Source organism: Pandoraea commovens, from assembly GCF_024704525.1.
GTDB classification, from domain to species: Bacteria; Pseudomonadota; Gammaproteobacteria; order Burkholderiales; family Burkholderiaceae; genus Pandoraea; species Pandoraea commovens.
This window is the reverse complement of the sequence record NZ_CP102780.1, coordinates 5,196,043-5,211,796: the sequence shown is the minus strand read 5'-3', so window position 1 is coordinate 5,211,796 and position 15,754 is coordinate 5,196,043. Positions and strand designations below refer to the sequence as shown.

14 protein-coding genes are annotated in these 15,754 nt (G+C 64.1%); 5 read left to right on the top strand and 9 right to left on the bottom strand.

The features are described from left to right. Nucleotides 1-32: 32 nt before the first annotated feature. The 7 genes from purH to NTU39_RS23435 form a co-directional block, all read right to left on the bottom strand. Complete coding sequence (purH, locus tag NTU39_RS23465) at nucleotides 33-1,598, bottom strand: bifunctional phosphoribosylaminoimidazolecarboxamide formyltransferase/IMP cyclohydrolase (RefSeq protein ID WP_150666683.1); 1,566 nt, start codon at nucleotides 1,596-1,598, stop codon at nucleotides 33-35. A gap of 106 nt (nucleotides 1,599-1,704) precedes the next feature. Beyond that, nucleotides 1,705-1,938, bottom strand: a complete 234-nt coding sequence (locus NTU39_RS23460) for a Fis family transcriptional regulator (protein ID WP_039393174.1) — start codon at nucleotides 1,936-1,938, stop codon at nucleotides 1,705-1,707. Continuing rightward, on the bottom strand, nucleotides 1,935-2,915 hold the full coding sequence (gene dusB, locus NTU39_RS23455) for a tRNA dihydrouridine synthase DusB (RefSeq protein WP_052252314.1): 981 nt from the start codon (nucleotides 2,913-2,915) through the stop codon (nucleotides 1,935-1,937). Before dusB ends, NTU39_RS23460 begins: the two co-directional genes overlap by 4 nt. Nucleotides 2,916-3,115: 200 nt before the next feature. Then, nucleotides 3,116-4,471, bottom strand: coding sequence for a UbiH/UbiF/VisC/COQ6 family ubiquinone biosynthesis hydroxylase (locus NTU39_RS23450; RefSeq protein ID WP_257958694.1), 1,356 nt, complete (start codon nucleotides 4,469-4,471; stop codon nucleotides 3,116-3,118). 21 nt (nucleotides 4,472-4,492) lie between these two features. Further along, a complete protein-coding gene (locus tag NTU39_RS23445) occupies nucleotides 4,493-5,824 on the bottom strand; it encodes an aminopeptidase P N-terminal domain-containing protein (RefSeq protein WP_373275333.1) in 1,332 nt (443 codons plus the stop codon). A gap of 52 nt (nucleotides 5,825-5,876) precedes the next feature. Beyond that, a complete protein-coding gene (gene murU / locus NTU39_RS23440) occupies nucleotides 5,877-6,617 on the bottom strand; it encodes an N-acetylmuramate alpha-1-phosphate uridylyltransferase MurU (protein ID WP_257958691.1) in 741 nt (246 codons plus the stop codon). Nucleotides 6,618-6,627: 10 nt separating this feature from the next. Further along, on the bottom strand, nucleotides 6,628-7,713 hold the full coding sequence (locus NTU39_RS23435) for an aminoglycoside phosphotransferase family protein (RefSeq protein ID WP_150666679.1): 1,086 nt from the start codon (nucleotides 7,711-7,713) through the stop codon (nucleotides 6,628-6,630). A gap of 163 nt (nucleotides 7,714-7,876) precedes the next feature. Between NTU39_RS23435 and NTU39_RS23430 the strand changes: the two genes are divergently transcribed. The 4 genes from NTU39_RS23430 to rsmA are packed head-to-tail and all read left to right on the top strand — an operon-like array spanning nucleotide 7,877 to nucleotide 13,562. Then, entirely contained in the window at nucleotides 7,877-10,240 is a 2,364-nt protein-coding gene (locus NTU39_RS23430) for an LPS-assembly protein LptD (RefSeq protein WP_150666678.1), read from the top strand. Continuing rightward, entirely contained in the window at nucleotides 10,233-11,600 is a 1,368-nt protein-coding gene (locus NTU39_RS23425) for a peptidylprolyl isomerase (RefSeq protein WP_150666677.1), read from the top strand. The genes NTU39_RS23430 and NTU39_RS23425 overlap by 8 nt, the downstream gene beginning before the upstream one ends. Before the next feature lie 5 nt (nucleotides 11,601-11,605). Beyond that, nucleotides 11,606-12,718, top strand: a complete 1,113-nt coding sequence (gene pdxA, locus NTU39_RS23420) for a 4-hydroxythreonine-4-phosphate dehydrogenase PdxA (RefSeq protein ID WP_257960128.1) — start codon at nucleotides 11,606-11,608, stop codon at nucleotides 12,716-12,718. A gap of 10 nt (nucleotides 12,719-12,728) precedes the next feature. Continuing rightward, nucleotides 12,729-13,562 carry a 16S rRNA (adenine(1518)-N(6)/adenine(1519)-N(6))-dimethyltransferase RsmA gene (gene rsmA / locus NTU39_RS23415; protein WP_257958690.1) on the top strand — a complete coding sequence of 278 codons (834 nt, stop codon included), beginning with the start codon at nucleotides 12,729-12,731 and terminating at the stop codon, nucleotides 13,560-13,562. On the opposite strand, the gene NTU39_RS23410 is transcribed toward rsmA, so the two are convergent. Beyond that, on the bottom strand, nucleotides 13,537-14,427 hold the full coding sequence (locus NTU39_RS23410) for a DMT family transporter (RefSeq protein WP_257958688.1): 891 nt from the start codon (nucleotides 14,425-14,427) through the stop codon (nucleotides 13,537-13,539). The genes rsmA and NTU39_RS23410 overlap by 26 nt on opposite strands. A gap of 307 nt (nucleotides 14,428-14,734) precedes the next feature. On the opposite strand from NTU39_RS23410, the gene NTU39_RS26945 reads away from it, so the two are divergent. After that, nucleotides 14,735-15,181, top strand: a complete 447-nt coding sequence (locus tag NTU39_RS26945; protein ID WP_308340626.1) for a rubredoxin — start codon at nucleotides 14,735-14,737, stop codon at nucleotides 15,179-15,181. 111 nt (nucleotides 15,182-15,292) lie between these two features. On the opposite strand, the gene gloA is transcribed toward NTU39_RS26945, so the two are convergent. After that, the gene (gloA, locus tag NTU39_RS23400) at nucleotides 15,293-15,694 is read right to left on the bottom strand and encodes a lactoylglutathione lyase (protein ID WP_150666672.1); all 402 of its coding nucleotides are present in this window, start codon (nucleotides 15,692-15,694) and stop codon (nucleotides 15,293-15,295) included. Between the last annotated feature and the right edge of the window lie 60 nt (nucleotides 15,695-15,754).

The window sequence follows — 15,754 nt, the reverse complement described above, 5'->3', positions numbered from 1 at the left end:
CTTTTTCTTATCGCGCTTATCGCGCTCAGTGCTTAGTGACGGAAGTGGCGCGTGCCCGTCATCAGCATGGCGACGTTGCGCTCGTCGGCTGCGGCGATGACTTCGTCGTCGCGCATCGAGCCACCCGGGTGGATCACGCAGGTCGCGCCTGCATCGACCACCACGTCGAGGCCGTCACGGAAGGGGAAGAAGGCGTCCGATGCCACGGCCGAACCGTTCAGCGACAGACCGGCGTTTTGCGCCTTGATGCTGGCGATACGGGCCGAGTCCACACGGCTCATCTGACCCGCGCCCACGCCCAGCGTCATGCCACCGGCGCAGAACACGATGGCGTTCGACTTGACGTACTTCGCCACGCGCCATGCGAACAGCAGGTCTTCCATTTCCTTCGGCGTCGGGTGACGCTTCGTGACCACGCGCAGTTCATGCGGTGCCACGTTCTTCGAGTCGGTCGACTGGACGAGCAGGCCGCCGCCCACGCGCTTGAAGTCGTACTGGTTCACGCCAGCGCCCATCGGCACTTCCAGCAGACGCACGTTCTGCTTGGCGGCGAACACTTGCTTGGCGGCATCCGTGAACGACGGGGCGAGCAGCACTTCCACGAATTGCTTGGCGACGGCTTGCGCAGCCACTTCGTCGACTTCGCGGTTGAAGGCGATGATGCCGCCGAAGGCCGACGTCGGATCCGTCTGGAAGGCCTTGGCATACGCTTCGGCGGGCGAGGCGGCCACGGCCACACCGCACGGGTTCGCGTGCTTGATGATGACGCAAGCCGGCGCTTCGAACGTCTTCACGCATTCCCACGCAGCGTCGGCGTCGGCGATGTTGTTGTACGACAGTTCCTTGCCCTGCAACTGACGGTAGTTCGCCAGCGCCCCTTCCGGCGTGACGATGTCACGGTAGAACGCGGCGCTCTGGTGCGGGTTCTCGCCGTAGCGCATGTCCTGCACCTTGGTGTACGCCAGGTTCAGCGTCGCCGGGTAGGCCGAGCGCTCGTCGTGACGCAGCGACTCGCCTAGGCTCGTCAGATAGTTCGTGATCGCGCCGTCGTACTGGGCAGTGTGAGCGAACACCTTGGTCGCCAGACGGAAGTTCGTGGTGTAACCGACGGTGTTGTTGTTCGACTTCATTTCGTCGAGCACCACGGCGTAGTCGGCCGGGTCGACGATGACGGTGACGTCGCGATGGTTCTTCGCGGCCGAGCGCAGCATGGTCGGCCCGCCGATGTCGATGTTCTCGATGGCGTCTTCGAGCGAGCAGTCGTCTTTAGCGACGGTCTGAACGAACGGGTACAGGTTCACGACGAGCAGATCGATCGTCGGAATGCCGTGCGTGTCGAGGGCTGCCATGTGCTCGGGCAGGTCGCGACGCGCCAGAATGCCGCCGTGAACCTTCGGATGCAGCGTCTTCACGCGCCCGTCGAGCATTTCCGGGAAGCCGGTGTAGTCGGCCACTTCGGTCACTTTCAGACCGGCGTCAGCCAGCAATTTGGCGGTGCCGCCGGTGGAGAGAATCGACACGCCTTGGGCCGCGAGCGACTTGGCGAAGTCGACGATGCCGGTCTTGTCGGAGACGGAAATGAGAGCTTGCTTGATCATGACGGACGGTAGTGAAACGGCAAAAACGGGCGGTTAATCACGGATTCGCACAGGTAGCGCGGATGGGCCGGAGCGGCCGGGGCAGCGGATGTTGCTGCCGCAGCCCTTACAGCAGACCGTGCTGCTGCAACTTCTTGCGCAGCGTGTTGCGGTTGATTCCCAGATATTCCGCGGCGAGCGACTGGTTGCCGTCGGCCTTGCCGAGCACGAACTCGAGCAGGGGTTTTTCGACGACGGAAACGACCATATCGTAGACATCGTGTGGCCGTGCGCCGTCCAGATCCCGGAAATACATATCCAGACTGTCGCGCACAGATTGTTCTATGTTTGCTTTGCTCATGCGGCTAATAGCTCCCTCGGAGATTCTTGTTCATAGCAGAGGCGGTCCGAGTGCACCTTCTGCTCTTCGAAAAACGCGTTGACCGCAGCCAACTGTTCCTGCGTGGTGTCGAGCGTATTCATACGCTGGCGGAACGTGGCTGCCCCCGGCAGGCCACGCGAATACCACGCGATGTGCTTCCGCGCGGTCCGTACACCGGTGTACTCCCCGTAGAACTCGTAATGGTCCACGAGGTGTTCGTTCATGATCTGCTGGATCTCGTCGACGCGCGGCGGCAAGGCGATCTCGCCCGTCGTGAGAAAGAGTTCGATGTCGCGGAAGAGCCACGGACGCCCCTGCGCCGCACGGCCGATCATGATGGCGTCTGCGCCCGTGACTTCGAGCACGTGCTTTGCCTTCTGCGCCGACGCGATATCGCCGTTGGCCACTACCGGGATGCGTGCAGCGGCCTTCACGGCGGCGATGGTTTCGTACTCGGCATCGCCGTGATACAGGTCGGCGCGCGTGCGGCCGTGCACGGTCAGCATGCTGATGCCGCACTCTTCGGCGATGCGCGCCACCGTGAGCGCGTTCTTATGTTCGCGGTCCCAGCCCGTGCGAATCTTCAGCGTGACGGGCACGACGTCGCCCACGGCGCCCACGACTGCGGACACGATACGAGCGACCAGCGGCTCGTTCTGCAACAGCGCCGATCCGGCGGCAACGTTACAGACCTTCTTGGCAGGGCAGCCCATGTTGATGTCGATGATCTGCGCACCGCGCTCGACGTTGTAGCGTGCGGCTTCGGCCATCATCTCGGGGTCGGCCCCGGCGATCTGCACCGAAATCGGGGCCACTTCACCCGCATGATTCGCGCGACGCATCGTCTTCTCGCTCTTCCACAGCTGCGCGTTGGACGCCACCATTTCCGACACGGCATAGCCCGCCCCCAGTCGTTTGCACAACTGGCGGAACGGCCGATCCGTCACACCCGCCATGGGGGCGACGAACAGGTTATTGCGGAGTTCGTGGGGACCGATACGCACGATGAAGGGGAAAAGCCGGAAAAAAGATCGCTATTTTACTGCGAAAACCCGCCCTCGTCGCCTAAAAAATGTGCAAAGTTCCGGGCGGGTCGGTCAGGACCGCATCGGAAAGACCTTGGGAGATGCCTGGTGACGGGCTTGAGATCTCGCGATCAGCCGCGCTGGCCGAACATCATCTGCCGGGCGAAGGCGGTTTTGAGCGGGGGAACGAGATCGAGGCTGGCGAGCGCCATGCCGCGCGCGAGGGCGACCGGCGAGGCGTCGATGCCGAAGAGGCGAGGCAGCAGATCGGTGATGCGGATCGTGAGCCCCCGGTCCGCGCGACGGCGGCGGGCGAACGCGCTCAGCGCAGCCGGACCCGCCACGCCCTGATGCGTCGTACCGGCGCGGGCATGGCGAACGAGGCTGTCGGCAAGGTCGAAGGCGTCGCGCAAGCCGAGGTTCAGGCCCTGACCGGCCACGGGGTGAAGCGTCTGGGCGGCATTGCCGATGGCAGCGACGCGCCCGTCGACCACCTGACCCAGTGCGTTCAGGCCGAGCGGGAAGCCCGCGCGGCCGGTAATCGAGGTAAAGCGGCCCATGCGGTCGCCGAACGCCTTGTGCAGCTCAGTGAGGAACCGGGCGTCGTCCAACGCGCGGCGGCGACTGGCCTCGGCGTTCGAGCAGCACCACACCAGCGCGTAGCCGTTCTCTTGCGGGAGGAGCGCCACGGGACCGTCGGACGTGAAACGCTCCCATGCCCAGCCGATGCGCGGACGCTCGCAGGTCACGAAGCCCACCAGGGCCGTCTGGCCGTAGTCGCGCGTGCGCGGCCGCGCCGTCTGCCCTTCGAACAATCCGCCTTCGGCGTTGACGGCGAGCGTGGCGTGCAGCGTGTGTGCGTGATCGTCGCCCACGCCTTCGAGCGTGAGCGTGACCTGCTGGGCGTCCTGACGCAGCGCGATGGCGCGATACGGGCGGAAGTGGTGCAGTCCCGGCGCGTCGCTGTCGAGCACGCTGAGCGCGGACGCTCGCGACGCATGCTCGAAGCGCGCCGGTAGCTGTGCCGTCGCGGTATCGAGCGCGCGCATGAGCGCGCCGTAACGCACCACATAGCCGAGGGCCGGTACGCCGTGATCGAGATAGTCGATCTCGGTGCTGCCGAAGCGTTGCGCCTGCGAGACGTGAATGTGCCGGATCGGCGTGCTCGGCAGCGCAGAACGCGCATTCGGATCGCGCGGCCATGCGCCCGCGCGCGCAAGAATCTCGCGGCTGCCGTGCGACAGGGCGAGCGTGCGCGGGTCGTCGTAGCTCGCTTGCGCGCCGCGCGCGTCCACCAGCGCCACGCGCAAGTGCGGTGCGCGCTGCGCGAGCAACAGGGCGAGCGCGGTGCCGACCGGACCGGCGCCGACGATGGCGACGTCGAAACGCGCGACAGGCCGTTCGGTCGCCGCGCGCTTCTCGGAAACGTCGGAAATTTCGGAAATGTCGGAGGTGCCGGAAGTACCGGAAGCCTGAGCGTTCGTCATCAGCCGTCAGTCCGAGATGCGTCAGCCGCGCATCAATGCTTCGATTTCGTCAGCATCGACCGGCACGTCGCGCGTGAGCAGCGTGCAGCCGTCGGCGGTCACCACGGCGTCGTCTTCGATGCGAATGCCGATGTTCCAGTAGCGTTCGTCGACGTCCGGCCCCGGTCGCACGTAGATGCCCGGCTCGATGGTCGTGACCATGTTGGCGGCCAGCGTGCGCCACGGACGCTCGCCGTTCGGGCCGTCCTCTCGGTACTCGCCGCAGTCGTGCACGTCCATGCCGATCCAGTGGCCGGTGCGGTGCATGTAGAAACGGCTATAGGCCTTGTTGGCGATGACGTCGTCCAGACTGCCTGCCGTGTCGCGCTTGAGCAGGCCGGTGTCGAGCATGCCTTGCGCAAGCACGCGAACGGCGGCCTCGTGCGGCGCGTCGAAGCGTGCGCCCGCGCGCGTGGCGTCGATGGCGGCCTGCTGCGAGGCCAGCACGATGTCGTAAAGCTCGCGCTGGGCCGACGTGAACTTGCCGTTGGCTGGGAACGTGCGGGTGATGTCGGAGGCGTAGCCATCGAGTTCGCAGGCGGCGTCGATCAGCACGAGATCGCCGTCGCGCAGCTCGGTGTCGCCTGCGCGATAGTGCAGCACTGTGGCGTTCGCACCGGTGGCAACGATTGAGCCGTACGCCGGAAATTGCGAGCCGTTGCGGCGGAATTCATACAGCAGCTCGGCTTCGAGATGGTATTCGCGCAGGCCGACCCGCGACGCCTTCATGGCGCGCACGTGCGCGTCGGCGGAAATCTTGCCCGCGCGGGCCATGATGTCGAGTTCGGTGCTGTCCTTGATCAGACGCATCTCGTCGAGAATCCCGCGAATGTCGCGCGCGGCCGACGGTGCCGACACGCCGGTGCGGCTCTGTGCACGCACGGCATTCAGCCAGTGACGCACCTGACGGTCCTGCTGTGCCGATGCCCCCAGCGCGTAGAACAGAGCGGGTGCGTCGGCCAGCAGTTGCGGCAGGCGCGTGTCGATTTCGTCGATGGGATAGGCGGCGTCGAAGCCGAAGGTCTCGCGCGCGGCGTCCGGGCCGAAGCGATAGCCGTCCCAGATCTCGCGCTCTTCGTTCTTCGCACGGCAGAAGAGAATCGAATGCCCCGTGCGGCTGTCGAGGACGACGACCGCTTCCGGCTCCGTGAAGCCCGACAGGTAATAGAAGTAGCTGTCGTGACGATACGGATAGTCGCTGTCGCGGTTGCGCGGCACTTCCGGCGCCGTGGGCAAGATGGCGACGCCGCCACCGGCCTTGCGCATCTGTTCGATGACTCGCTCGCGGCGGGCACGGTACGGGGAATCAGACATCGCGGGCTCCATTTCGGGGTATTGGTTCGAGTTCAGACGTATTGACCTGCGTTCAGGCGATTCTACTGCCGGGCGAGCGCGCGTGCCCGGCGCGCACTTCGGCGTCCAGTGCATCGAGCTGCGCCGGGGTGCCGACATTTTCCCAAATGCCGTCGAAGCGCTCGCCGCTCGCGTGTCCTGCGGCAATCGCGCGCTGGTACAGCGGCGTGAGCGCCATACGCGTGCCCGGGGCGATGCCGTCGAACAGGCGCAGATCGTACAGGGCGATGTTGCCGAAGGTGAGCGACTCGGCCGTCGCGGGCGCGGCGTCGCGCAAGAAGAGATGGCCTGCCGTGTCGAGCGCGAAGTCGCCCGTCGGATGGAAGGCGGGATTCGGCACCATCACCAGATGCATGCCCGGTGTGGGTTGTGCGGCAAGACGTTCGGCCTGCGTGCGAAGCGTGGCGTAATCGAAGTCGGTGAAGATGTCGCCCGACACGGCAAGAAAGACATTCCCGTCACCTTCGAGAAGTGCGCGAGCCTGGGCGATGCCGCCGGCCGTCTCCAGGGCTTCGGCCTCAGTCGAGTACGCCAGATGCACGCCGAAGGCGCTGCCGTCGCCGAGGGTGGCTTCGATCTGCACGCCCAGCCAGGCATGATTAATCACGATCTGCCTGAAACCGGCGCGGGCCAGCGCTTCGATCTGCCACACGATGATCGGCTTGCCGCCGACGGTGAGCAGTGGCTTCGGCACAGTGTCGGTGAGCGGACGCATGCGTTCGCCGCGTCCGGCCGCGAAGATCATCGCTTTCATGGGCGATGCCTCAAAATGTGTAGCCGACGTCGACCTGCTGGCCGGTCAACTCGTCGAGCAGCTTCGCCAGCGGACGCAGCGGCGCATAGCGGTCGGCGACCTTGCGGGCGTAGTCGAGAAAGCGCGGGGTGTCGGCGAGATAGCGGGGCTTGCCGTCGCGATAGTTGATGCGCGCGAAGATGCCCAGCACCTTGAGGTGACGTTGCAGTCCCATCCACTCGGCCTGACGGTAGAACTCGCCGAAGTCGGCGTCGACCGGCAGACCGGCCTTGCGTGCCCGTTCCCAGTAATAGGCGAGCCAGTCGAGCTGACGTTCTTCGTCCCAGCTCAGGAAGGCGTCGCGCATGAGCGAGATGACGTCGTAGGTGAGCGGGCCGTAGACGGCATCCTGAAAATCGAGAATGCCCGGGCCGGTAGTGCCCGGCAGGCCCGGCATCAGATTGCGGGGCATGTAGTCGCGATGCACGAAGACTTTCGGCTGTGCGAGCGCGCTGTCGATAAGCAACTGATTGATGCGATCGAGCGTGGCGCGCTGCGACTCGCTCAGTTCGACCTTCAGATGCTTGCCGATGTACCAGTCGGGGAACAGATCGAGTTCACGCTTGAGCAGTGCGGTGTCGTAGGCGGGCAGCACGTCGGTGCGCGAGCTTTTCTGCCAGAGGATCAGCGCGTCGAGTGCGGCGCGCATCAACGGGCGGGCGTTGTCTTCGGTCAGGACATCGAGATACGTTTCGTGCCCGAGGTCGGTGAGCAGCAGGAAACCCTGCGCGAGATCCTCGGCCAGCACCTTCGGCGCTTGCAGCCCGGCTTCCTCAAGCAACTGCGCAACGTGCACGAAAGGACGGCAATCCTCTTGCGGGGGCGGCGCGTCCATCACAATCAGGCTCGGATGCGCGGGGGCGTGGCTGCCAATGCGGAAGTAGCGCCGGAAGCTTGCGTCGGCCGACGCCGGTGCCCAGTTCGCCATGTCGAGCGAGAACTCGGAGGACAGACCGGAGAGCCAGTGGTGAAGGGCTTGCAGGCGGGGATCGGAGGTGTTCAAGAGTTCGCTGGAAGCGTTGGAAACACTCGCGGAGGTGCTGGGTTGTGCGGTCATGGTGGGGGCCGTAAACGTCTTGCCATATAATACCCGATCATGTTTTCCCGACGCCCTGTTTCTCGACCTCGATCGACCGTCCCGAATGTCCCGGTGAAGCCGGCTGGACAAGCGGGATTGGCTGCCCGCAAGCGGCGCCACGATTGTCTCGCTGTTTGCGTACATGCCGGATAAACAAGTCCATACGAATGAAGTCTCGTCGCTGCGGCGCATGATGCGCACGCGACGCAAGCCACTGGCGCTGCTGCTCTCCCTGCCGGGAGTGTGGTGTTCGCTCGCCGGTGCGCAGGAAGCTCCCCCACCCGATATCGCCAAGAGCGATGGCCTCATGCTGCGCACGGTGCCGGCGCTTGTCGACAACCCGCTCGGCGGCGGCGACGACGTGCCGATGTACGTGCGCGGCATGGCCCTCACCGGCCGGACCAACGTGGACGCCACCGTCGACGGTGACGCCGAAGCGCGCAAGTACCGCTCGTTCGTGAAAGGCGATCGCCTGACGTACGATCAGGACACGGACGAAGTGGTGGCGCACGGCAACGCGCGTTTGTCGCAGGGCGGCAACCTGTTCATCGGCCCCGAAGCGCATATGTATACGGGGGCGGGCGACGGCTATATGCTCACGCCGACCTACCGGCTCGTGACGGGCGGCGGCGGCAAGTCGGAGCGCGCCGATGTCGAAGGCAATAACGTCGTGACGCTGCAACGCGGCACGTACTCGGGCTGCGCGACCTGTGAGGAAGATGGCAAGACGCCTGCGTGGTACATCAAGGCGTCCGAATTCGAGTTCGATCAGGACCAGCAGGAAGGCACGGCCTACAACGGCATCCTGTTCTTCCAGGGCGTGCCGATTCTCGCCAGCCCGTATTTGTCTTTCCCAACGTCCAACGAGCGCCGTTCCGGCTTCCTGGCACCGACGTTTACGCAGTCGAGCCGTACCGGGTTCGAACTCGCCACGCCGTACTACTTCAATATCGCGCCGAACCGCGATCTGACGATCACCCCGCGTTTCATGACCAAGCGCGGCGTGATGGGCATCGCCGACTTCCGTTACCTGGAACCGACGTATTCCGGGTTATTCCACATCGAATACCTGCCGAAGGACCGTGTCACGGGCGACGCCCGCTACACGTTTACGTGGCAGCACAGCCAGTCGCTCGGCTACGGTGTGAACGCCTACGTTAACTTCACGAAGGTTTCGGACGATACCTATCCGGACGATTTCGGCTCCGGCACGAACTTCCAGACCGGCGTGCAGCGCGTGTACAACCGCGAAGCGGGCCTCACCTGGAGTTACGGCGACTGGTCGTTCCTGGCGCGCGTGCTGAAGTATCAGACGCTGGCCCCCAGCTCGCCGCAGTACGAGTCGGTGCCTGAACTCTCGGCGACGTACAACAAGCTGGATTTCCACGGCTTCGATTTCACGATGCCGATCAAGTACAACCGGTTCCAGATCGCCTCGTGGACGGGCTCTCCGAACGGCGAGCGTATCTACGCACAGCCGACGCTGAGCTATCCGATTCTGACGCCGGGCTACTTCATCGTTCCGAAGGTCATGTTCACCGCTGCGGCGTACAACGTGGACTATCCGAACGGATCGACGATGCAGTCGTCGATTACGCGTACGTTGCCGACCGTCAGTCTCGATACCGGTCTGACGTTCGAGCGTCCGTTGACGTTGTTCGGCACGGCGATGAAGCAGACGTTGGAACCGCGCTTGTTCTACGTCTACACGCCATACCGCAATCAGAGTTCGATTCCGATTTTCGACAGTGCGGTCGCCGACTTCAACCTCGCGGAAATTTTCAGCGAAAACTCGTTCATCGGCGTCGACCGCATTCAGGATGCGAACCGTGTCACCGCTGCGCTGACGTCCCGCCTGATCGATGCTGAGACCGGCGTGGAGCGCGGGCGTGTCTGGTATGCGCAGCGCTACAACATTCAGCAATCGCGCGTGACGATGCCGGGCGGTGTGCCCGAAGACGCCGGGGTCTCGGACTTCCTGGTGGGCGGCTCGGCGCTGCTGTATTCGAACATCACGTTCAGCACCGCCGTGCAGTACAGCCCGAGCACGTCGCAGTTCAACCGGTCGGACGTCGGTGTGACGTGGCGTCCGGGCGAGCGCAAGGTGTTCAACCTGTATTACCGCTACCTGCGCAATCCGCCGCCGGTCGTGGGCCAAACCGCATTGACCGTCACGCCGATCAACCAGATCGAACTTTCGGGGCAGTGGCCGATCACACCGCGATTCGGCATTGTGGGCCGTCTGAACTACAGCATTACGGACAAGACGTTCATCGATGCCCTGGCGGGTTTCGAGTATGATGCCGACTGCTGGGCCTTCCGGATTGGGCTCCAGCGCTATGCGACCAACGCCACCACGACAACTTCGCGCGTTTTCGCGCAGTTGGAGTTGAAGGGCTTGACCAAGTCGGGCAACAGCGCCACAGAAGCCTTCAAGGTCGGGGTGCCGGGTTACCAGCCGCCGCCGACGAACCAGATTCCTTCTCGATTCAGCAACTATGAATGACATGTTTGTGAAGCGTGCCTCGCTGCTGGCGGGCCTGTGTCTCGCCGCCGGGGTGGCGGTTGCGCAGCCGGCGCCGGTCAGCGCCAAAGCCGCAGGTGCACCCGCGTCGTCCGCCCGTGCCGTCGATTCCATCGTCGCCGTGGTCAACGACAGCGTGATCACCCGCAAGGAGCTCGACACGCGTATCGAGGAGGCCAAGCATCAACTGACGCTCTCCAAGCGCCCGATTCCGGACGCCGACCTGTTGCAGCGTCAGGTGCTCGAACAGATGATCGTCACGCAGGTGCAGCTTCAGCGCGCCAAGGAAGGCGGCATTGTCGTGAAGGACGCCGACGTCGAACAGGCCTTGCAGCGCATCGCCGCCGACAACCGTCTGAGCGTCGACCAGTACAAGGCGCGTCTGGCTCAGGCCGGTGTGCCGTGGGACGCCTTCCGCAAGGAAGTGCGCGAGCAGATCATCATGGCGCGCCTGCGCGATCGCGAAGTCGACAGCCAGGTGCAAGTGAGCGACTCGGAAATCAACGCATACCTCGCCGCGCAGCGTGGCGCCAATGCCGCACCGACCGAGACGGAATACCGCCTGAGCGAGATTCTCGTGAAACTGCCGGACGGCGCGACGCCGGACCAGGTCAGCGCAGCGCAGAAGAAGGCGACCGAAGCGCTGGACAAGGCGAAGGCCGGTGGCGATTTCGCGGCGTTGGCAAAGCAGTATTCGGATGCTTCCGATGCCGCGAGCGGTGGCGACATGGGCTTCCGCATTCCCGAACGTATTCCCGATCTGTATCTCAATCAGGTGCAGAAGCTGCAAGCGGGCACCGTTGTGCCGCAAGTGCTTCGCAGCAACAACGGTTTTCACGTCATCAAACTGGTCGACACGCGCAAGCAGGGCGGCGATCAGGGCATGACCGTGCCGCAGATCCACGCACGTCACATCCTGATTCGCGTGGGCGACGGTGTCTCGGAAGCGCAGGCACGTCAGAAGCTGCTCGACATCAAGGCGCAGATCGAAGCAGGCAAGGGCGACTTTGCCGACTTCGCGCGTCAGGTGTCGGTGGACGGTTCCGCTTCGCAAGGTGGCGATCTCGGCTGGATTTCGCCGGGCGAGACGGTTCCCGCATTCGAGCGCGCGATGTCCGAACTCAAGGACGGTCAGATCAGCGACCCGGTGCGTTCGGAATATGGCTATCACCTGATTCAGGTGCTGGGCCATCGCGAGTCGCAGGTCTCGGGCGATCAGGAACGTAACCTCGCCATGCAGGAATTGCGCGGCCGCAAGGCCGAACAGCAGTACCGCGACTGGTTGCAGCAACTGCGTGACAGTGCCTACGTCGACTACCGCCTGAGCAACGCGCAGCAGTGAGCATGATGTCCGACCGGTCCTTCGTCCTCGCCATCACCACCGGTGAACCGGCGGGGGTCGGGCCGGAATTGACGGTGCAGGCACTGGTCAAGTGCCTTTCTTCGGCACCGGCACCGGCGGCCGCTTCTGCGGCCGTTTTCGCGACCGCTTCCCCCGATCCTTCGATAGCCAACTGTCGCTTTGCCGTACTCGGCGACGCGTCGTTGCTCGCCGCACGCGCGCAAGCCGTCGGGCTGGGCGACGCCTGGCAGGCATTGCTCGACAGCGGACGCGTGCACGTGTCGCACCATCCGCTGGCAGCCGCCGTGACGCCAGGACAGCTCGACGCTGCCAACGGCCGCTACGTACTGGCGCTGCTGGACGATGCCATCGACGGTGCCATGGCGGGCACGTACGATGCGATCGTGACTGCGCCGTTGCAGAAGAGCACGATCAACGACTGCGGCGTGGCGTTTACCGGACACACCGAGTATCTGGCCGAGCGCACGGGCACGCCGCGTGTCGTGATGATGCTCGCAGGCGGCGGGCTGCGTGTGGCGCTCGCCACCACGCACTTGCCGCTCGCGCAGGTGCCCGGCGCGATTCGTCGCGACGATCTGCTGCAAACGCTCATCATCCTTAATCAGGATCTGATGCGTCACTTCGGGGTGACGCGCCCGCGTATTCTCGTGACGGGACTCAACCCGCACGCCGGTGAATCCGGCTATCTCGGGCGCGAGGAGATCGACGTCATCACCCCCGCGCTCGACGACGCACGCGCCGCCGGTATCGATGCACGCGGTCCCTATCCCGCCGACACGCTGTTTCAGCCCCGTCATCTCGAAGGCGCCGATGCGGTGCTCGCGATGTACCACGATCAGGGCTTGCCGGTGCTCAAATACGCGAGCTTCGGCGCGGGCGTGAATATCACGCTTGGGCTGCCGATCGTCCGGACATCGGTCGATCACGGCACCGCGCTCGACCTCGCTGGCACGGGACAAGCCGAGAGCGGCAGCCTGCTCGAAGCGCTGCGCACTGCGGCGACGATGGCGGCGAACGCTGCGTTACATGCGTCGACAGCCGCACAATTGACCGCCGGCGCGGGCGTCGATCCGCACGCCACGCCGCCGCGTTCCTAAGGAATTTCACATGAGTAGCGCATCGAAGCGCACGGGCGTCCAACAGGGCCACGTGGCGCGCAAACGTTTTGGTCAGAACTTTCTCGTCGACATGGGCGTGATCGATTCGATCATCAGCGCCATTTCGCCGCGTACCGACGACCTGATGGTCGAAATCGGCCCGGGCCTTGGCGCACTGACGACACCGCTCACCGAGTGGCTGGCGCATCTGCACGTGGTCGAACTCGACCGCGATCTGGTCGTGCGTCTGACGCGCAAGTTCGGCGAGCGCGTGAGCGTGCACGCTGGCGACGCCCTCGACTTCGATTTCGGCTCGCTCGTCCCGGAAGACCGCCGCGACGAAGCGCCGCTGCGCATTGTCGGCAATTTGCCGTACAACATTTCCAGCCCGCTGCTGTTCCATCTGATGCGCTACGCGGCGCTCGTACGTGACCAGCACTTCATGTTGCAGGACGAAGTGGTCGAGCGCATGGTGGCCCCGGCCGGTTCAAGCAACTACAGCCGCCTGTCGGTCATGCTTCAGTACCGTTACTGGATGGACAAGGTGCTGCACGTACCGCCGGACGCCTTCAATCCGCCGCCGAAAGTCGATTCCGCTGTCGTTCGGATGATTCCGCGCGCCGTGGCCGATCTGCCGCAGGTCGATCTGGACGTGTTCGAAGCGGTGGTGGCTCAGGCGTTTTCGCAACGTCGCAAGATGCTGCGCAACACGTTGCACAGCTACCGCGACCGTGTCGATTTCGACGCGCTCGGCTTCGACCTCACGCGTCGTGCCGAAGATGTGCCGGTCGACGAATACGTGAACCTGTCACGCGCGATCAGCGGCGCCGGTTCACAAGGCTGATCCCGGCGAAGACGAGGACGACGGCGCAGCCAAAGCGCCAACCGACCGATTCGCCGAGAATCAGCACGCCGAACGTCACCCCGAACAGCGGGCTGAGGAACGAGAAGGATGCGAGTCGGGCGGCGCTGTACCGCGTGAGCAACCAGAACCAGATCAGATAGCTCGCGAAGGCCACACCGATGGATTGGTAGACGAGGCTGATCCAGATGGTCGACGTCATCGGCCCGATTTGCACATTGCCTGTCGCGAGCGCCAGCGCGCACAGCAGCACTGCCGAGACGGCCAACTGGTACAGCAATGTCTTCGACGGTGCGGCGCTCGCCAGACGCGAAGCCCGCACGACGACCGTCGTCATCCCCCAGAAGATACCGGCCAGAATGGCCAGCAGATCGCCGGGCCACGTGGTGGCAAGATCTGCGCCACTGCCGTCCGAGAACGCCACGGCGATACCGCAAAATGCGATGGCCATGCCGAGCCATTGCATGGGCCGCAGCCGTTCGCTGGGCACCGTCCAGTGCAGTCCGATCGCGGTGAAGCAAGGGGCCGAGTACAGAAACACCGCCATGCGCGACGCGGTCGTGTGCGTGAGGCCAACGAAGATGCAGAGGAATTCGAGCGAGAACAGCGCGCCCGCGAGAATGCCTGCGGGCAGCGTGCCGTCGCCGGTGATCAGACGCTGACGTCGCCACAGCATCCACGCACCGACAAGCACCGTCGCCACGACGGAACGCAGTCCGGCCTGTAAGACGGCGGGCACGACCGGCACGGCCAGTTTGACGGCAACTTGCTGACCTCCCCAGACCATGCACAGCCCCAGCATGATGGCGAGCGCTGTGGCATCGATCGGACGCGGTGTGGTTTTCATGGAATTAATTCGGATGACGATGCATCGTAGGCGCGACGCGCAGAAGCGGTCATTGTCACCGATCCTGATACTCAACGCATCAAACCGATGCCGTCAGCGCGGGTAATCTTTGTGGGCGTTCGTTCGTCTGTCCGGGTGTGATTGTCTCGTCGAGCGGGACAATATGTCCCCGTCTCCCCCGTTTATTGCGTACTGTCGGACCGATACAATGCTCCGCGAGGCGGCTTTCGTCCTTCGTAGAGCAAAGCCGCAGTCATCGCTCAGCCATCTTTTTCACCGCTTTTTGCTTCAAATTCAGCACTCACGTATGTACAAGAAAGGCTCTGCCGTCGAATTGCAGTTTTCCCCGTCGCGACTCAACGACGGCGCTGGCGATCCCTACTGGGTCGATCTCACGCGCGACGAAGCGCAGGCACTGCTCGATGCACTGCAAGCGCATCTGAGCCGTCCGGCGACAGATGCCTCAGGCACGGAATCCCCGCTGGTCTTCACGTTGCCGGATCCGGGTGCGACGACGTCCGATACGCTCAGCGACGACGGTGCCGCAATGCACGCACCCGACGAAACGACTTGCGCAACGGACGCAGCATCGCGCCAGTGGGTCTGTGTGATTTGCGGATGGATCTACGACGAAGCGGCGGGATATCCGGAAGACGGCATTGCCCCGGGCACGCGCTGGGAAGATGTGCCGGACGACTGGCGGTGCCCGCTGTGCGACGTGGGTAAGGAAGACTTCGCGATGGTAGAGTTCTGAAGCATCGCGCGTGCTTAAAAAAACGACGGCCGCCCTAGGGCGGCCGCTGTCACATCAGGCACATGAGGCGCATCAGGCTCATCGGGCAGCGCAATCGTGCAAGCGCTCGTCTTACAGACTGCCCTTGCTCGAATGCTTCTGGATCAGCTCGATCTTGTAGCCGTCCGGATCTTCCACGAACGCGATGACCGTGGTGCCGCCCTTGACCGGGCCAGCTTCGCGCGAGATCTTGCCGCCTGCGGCGCGGATCGTGTCGCATGCCTGATAGGCGTCATCGACTTCAAGAGCCAGATGGCCGAACGCGGTGCCGATCTCGTACTTTTCCACGCCCCAGTTGTACGTCAGTTCGAGGACGGTGTTTTCCGACTCGGCACCGTAGCCGACGAACGCCAGCGTGTACTTGTACTCGGGGTTCTCGCTCTGACGCAGCAGTTGCATGCCGAGCACGCGCGTGTAGAAATCGATCGAGCGCTGCAGGTCGCCGACGCGCAGCATGGTATGGAGCATTCGCATGGTGTTTTCAGTGTGGGGACAACGAAAGTCAATTGTACCCGCGACCATGAAAATGAGCAT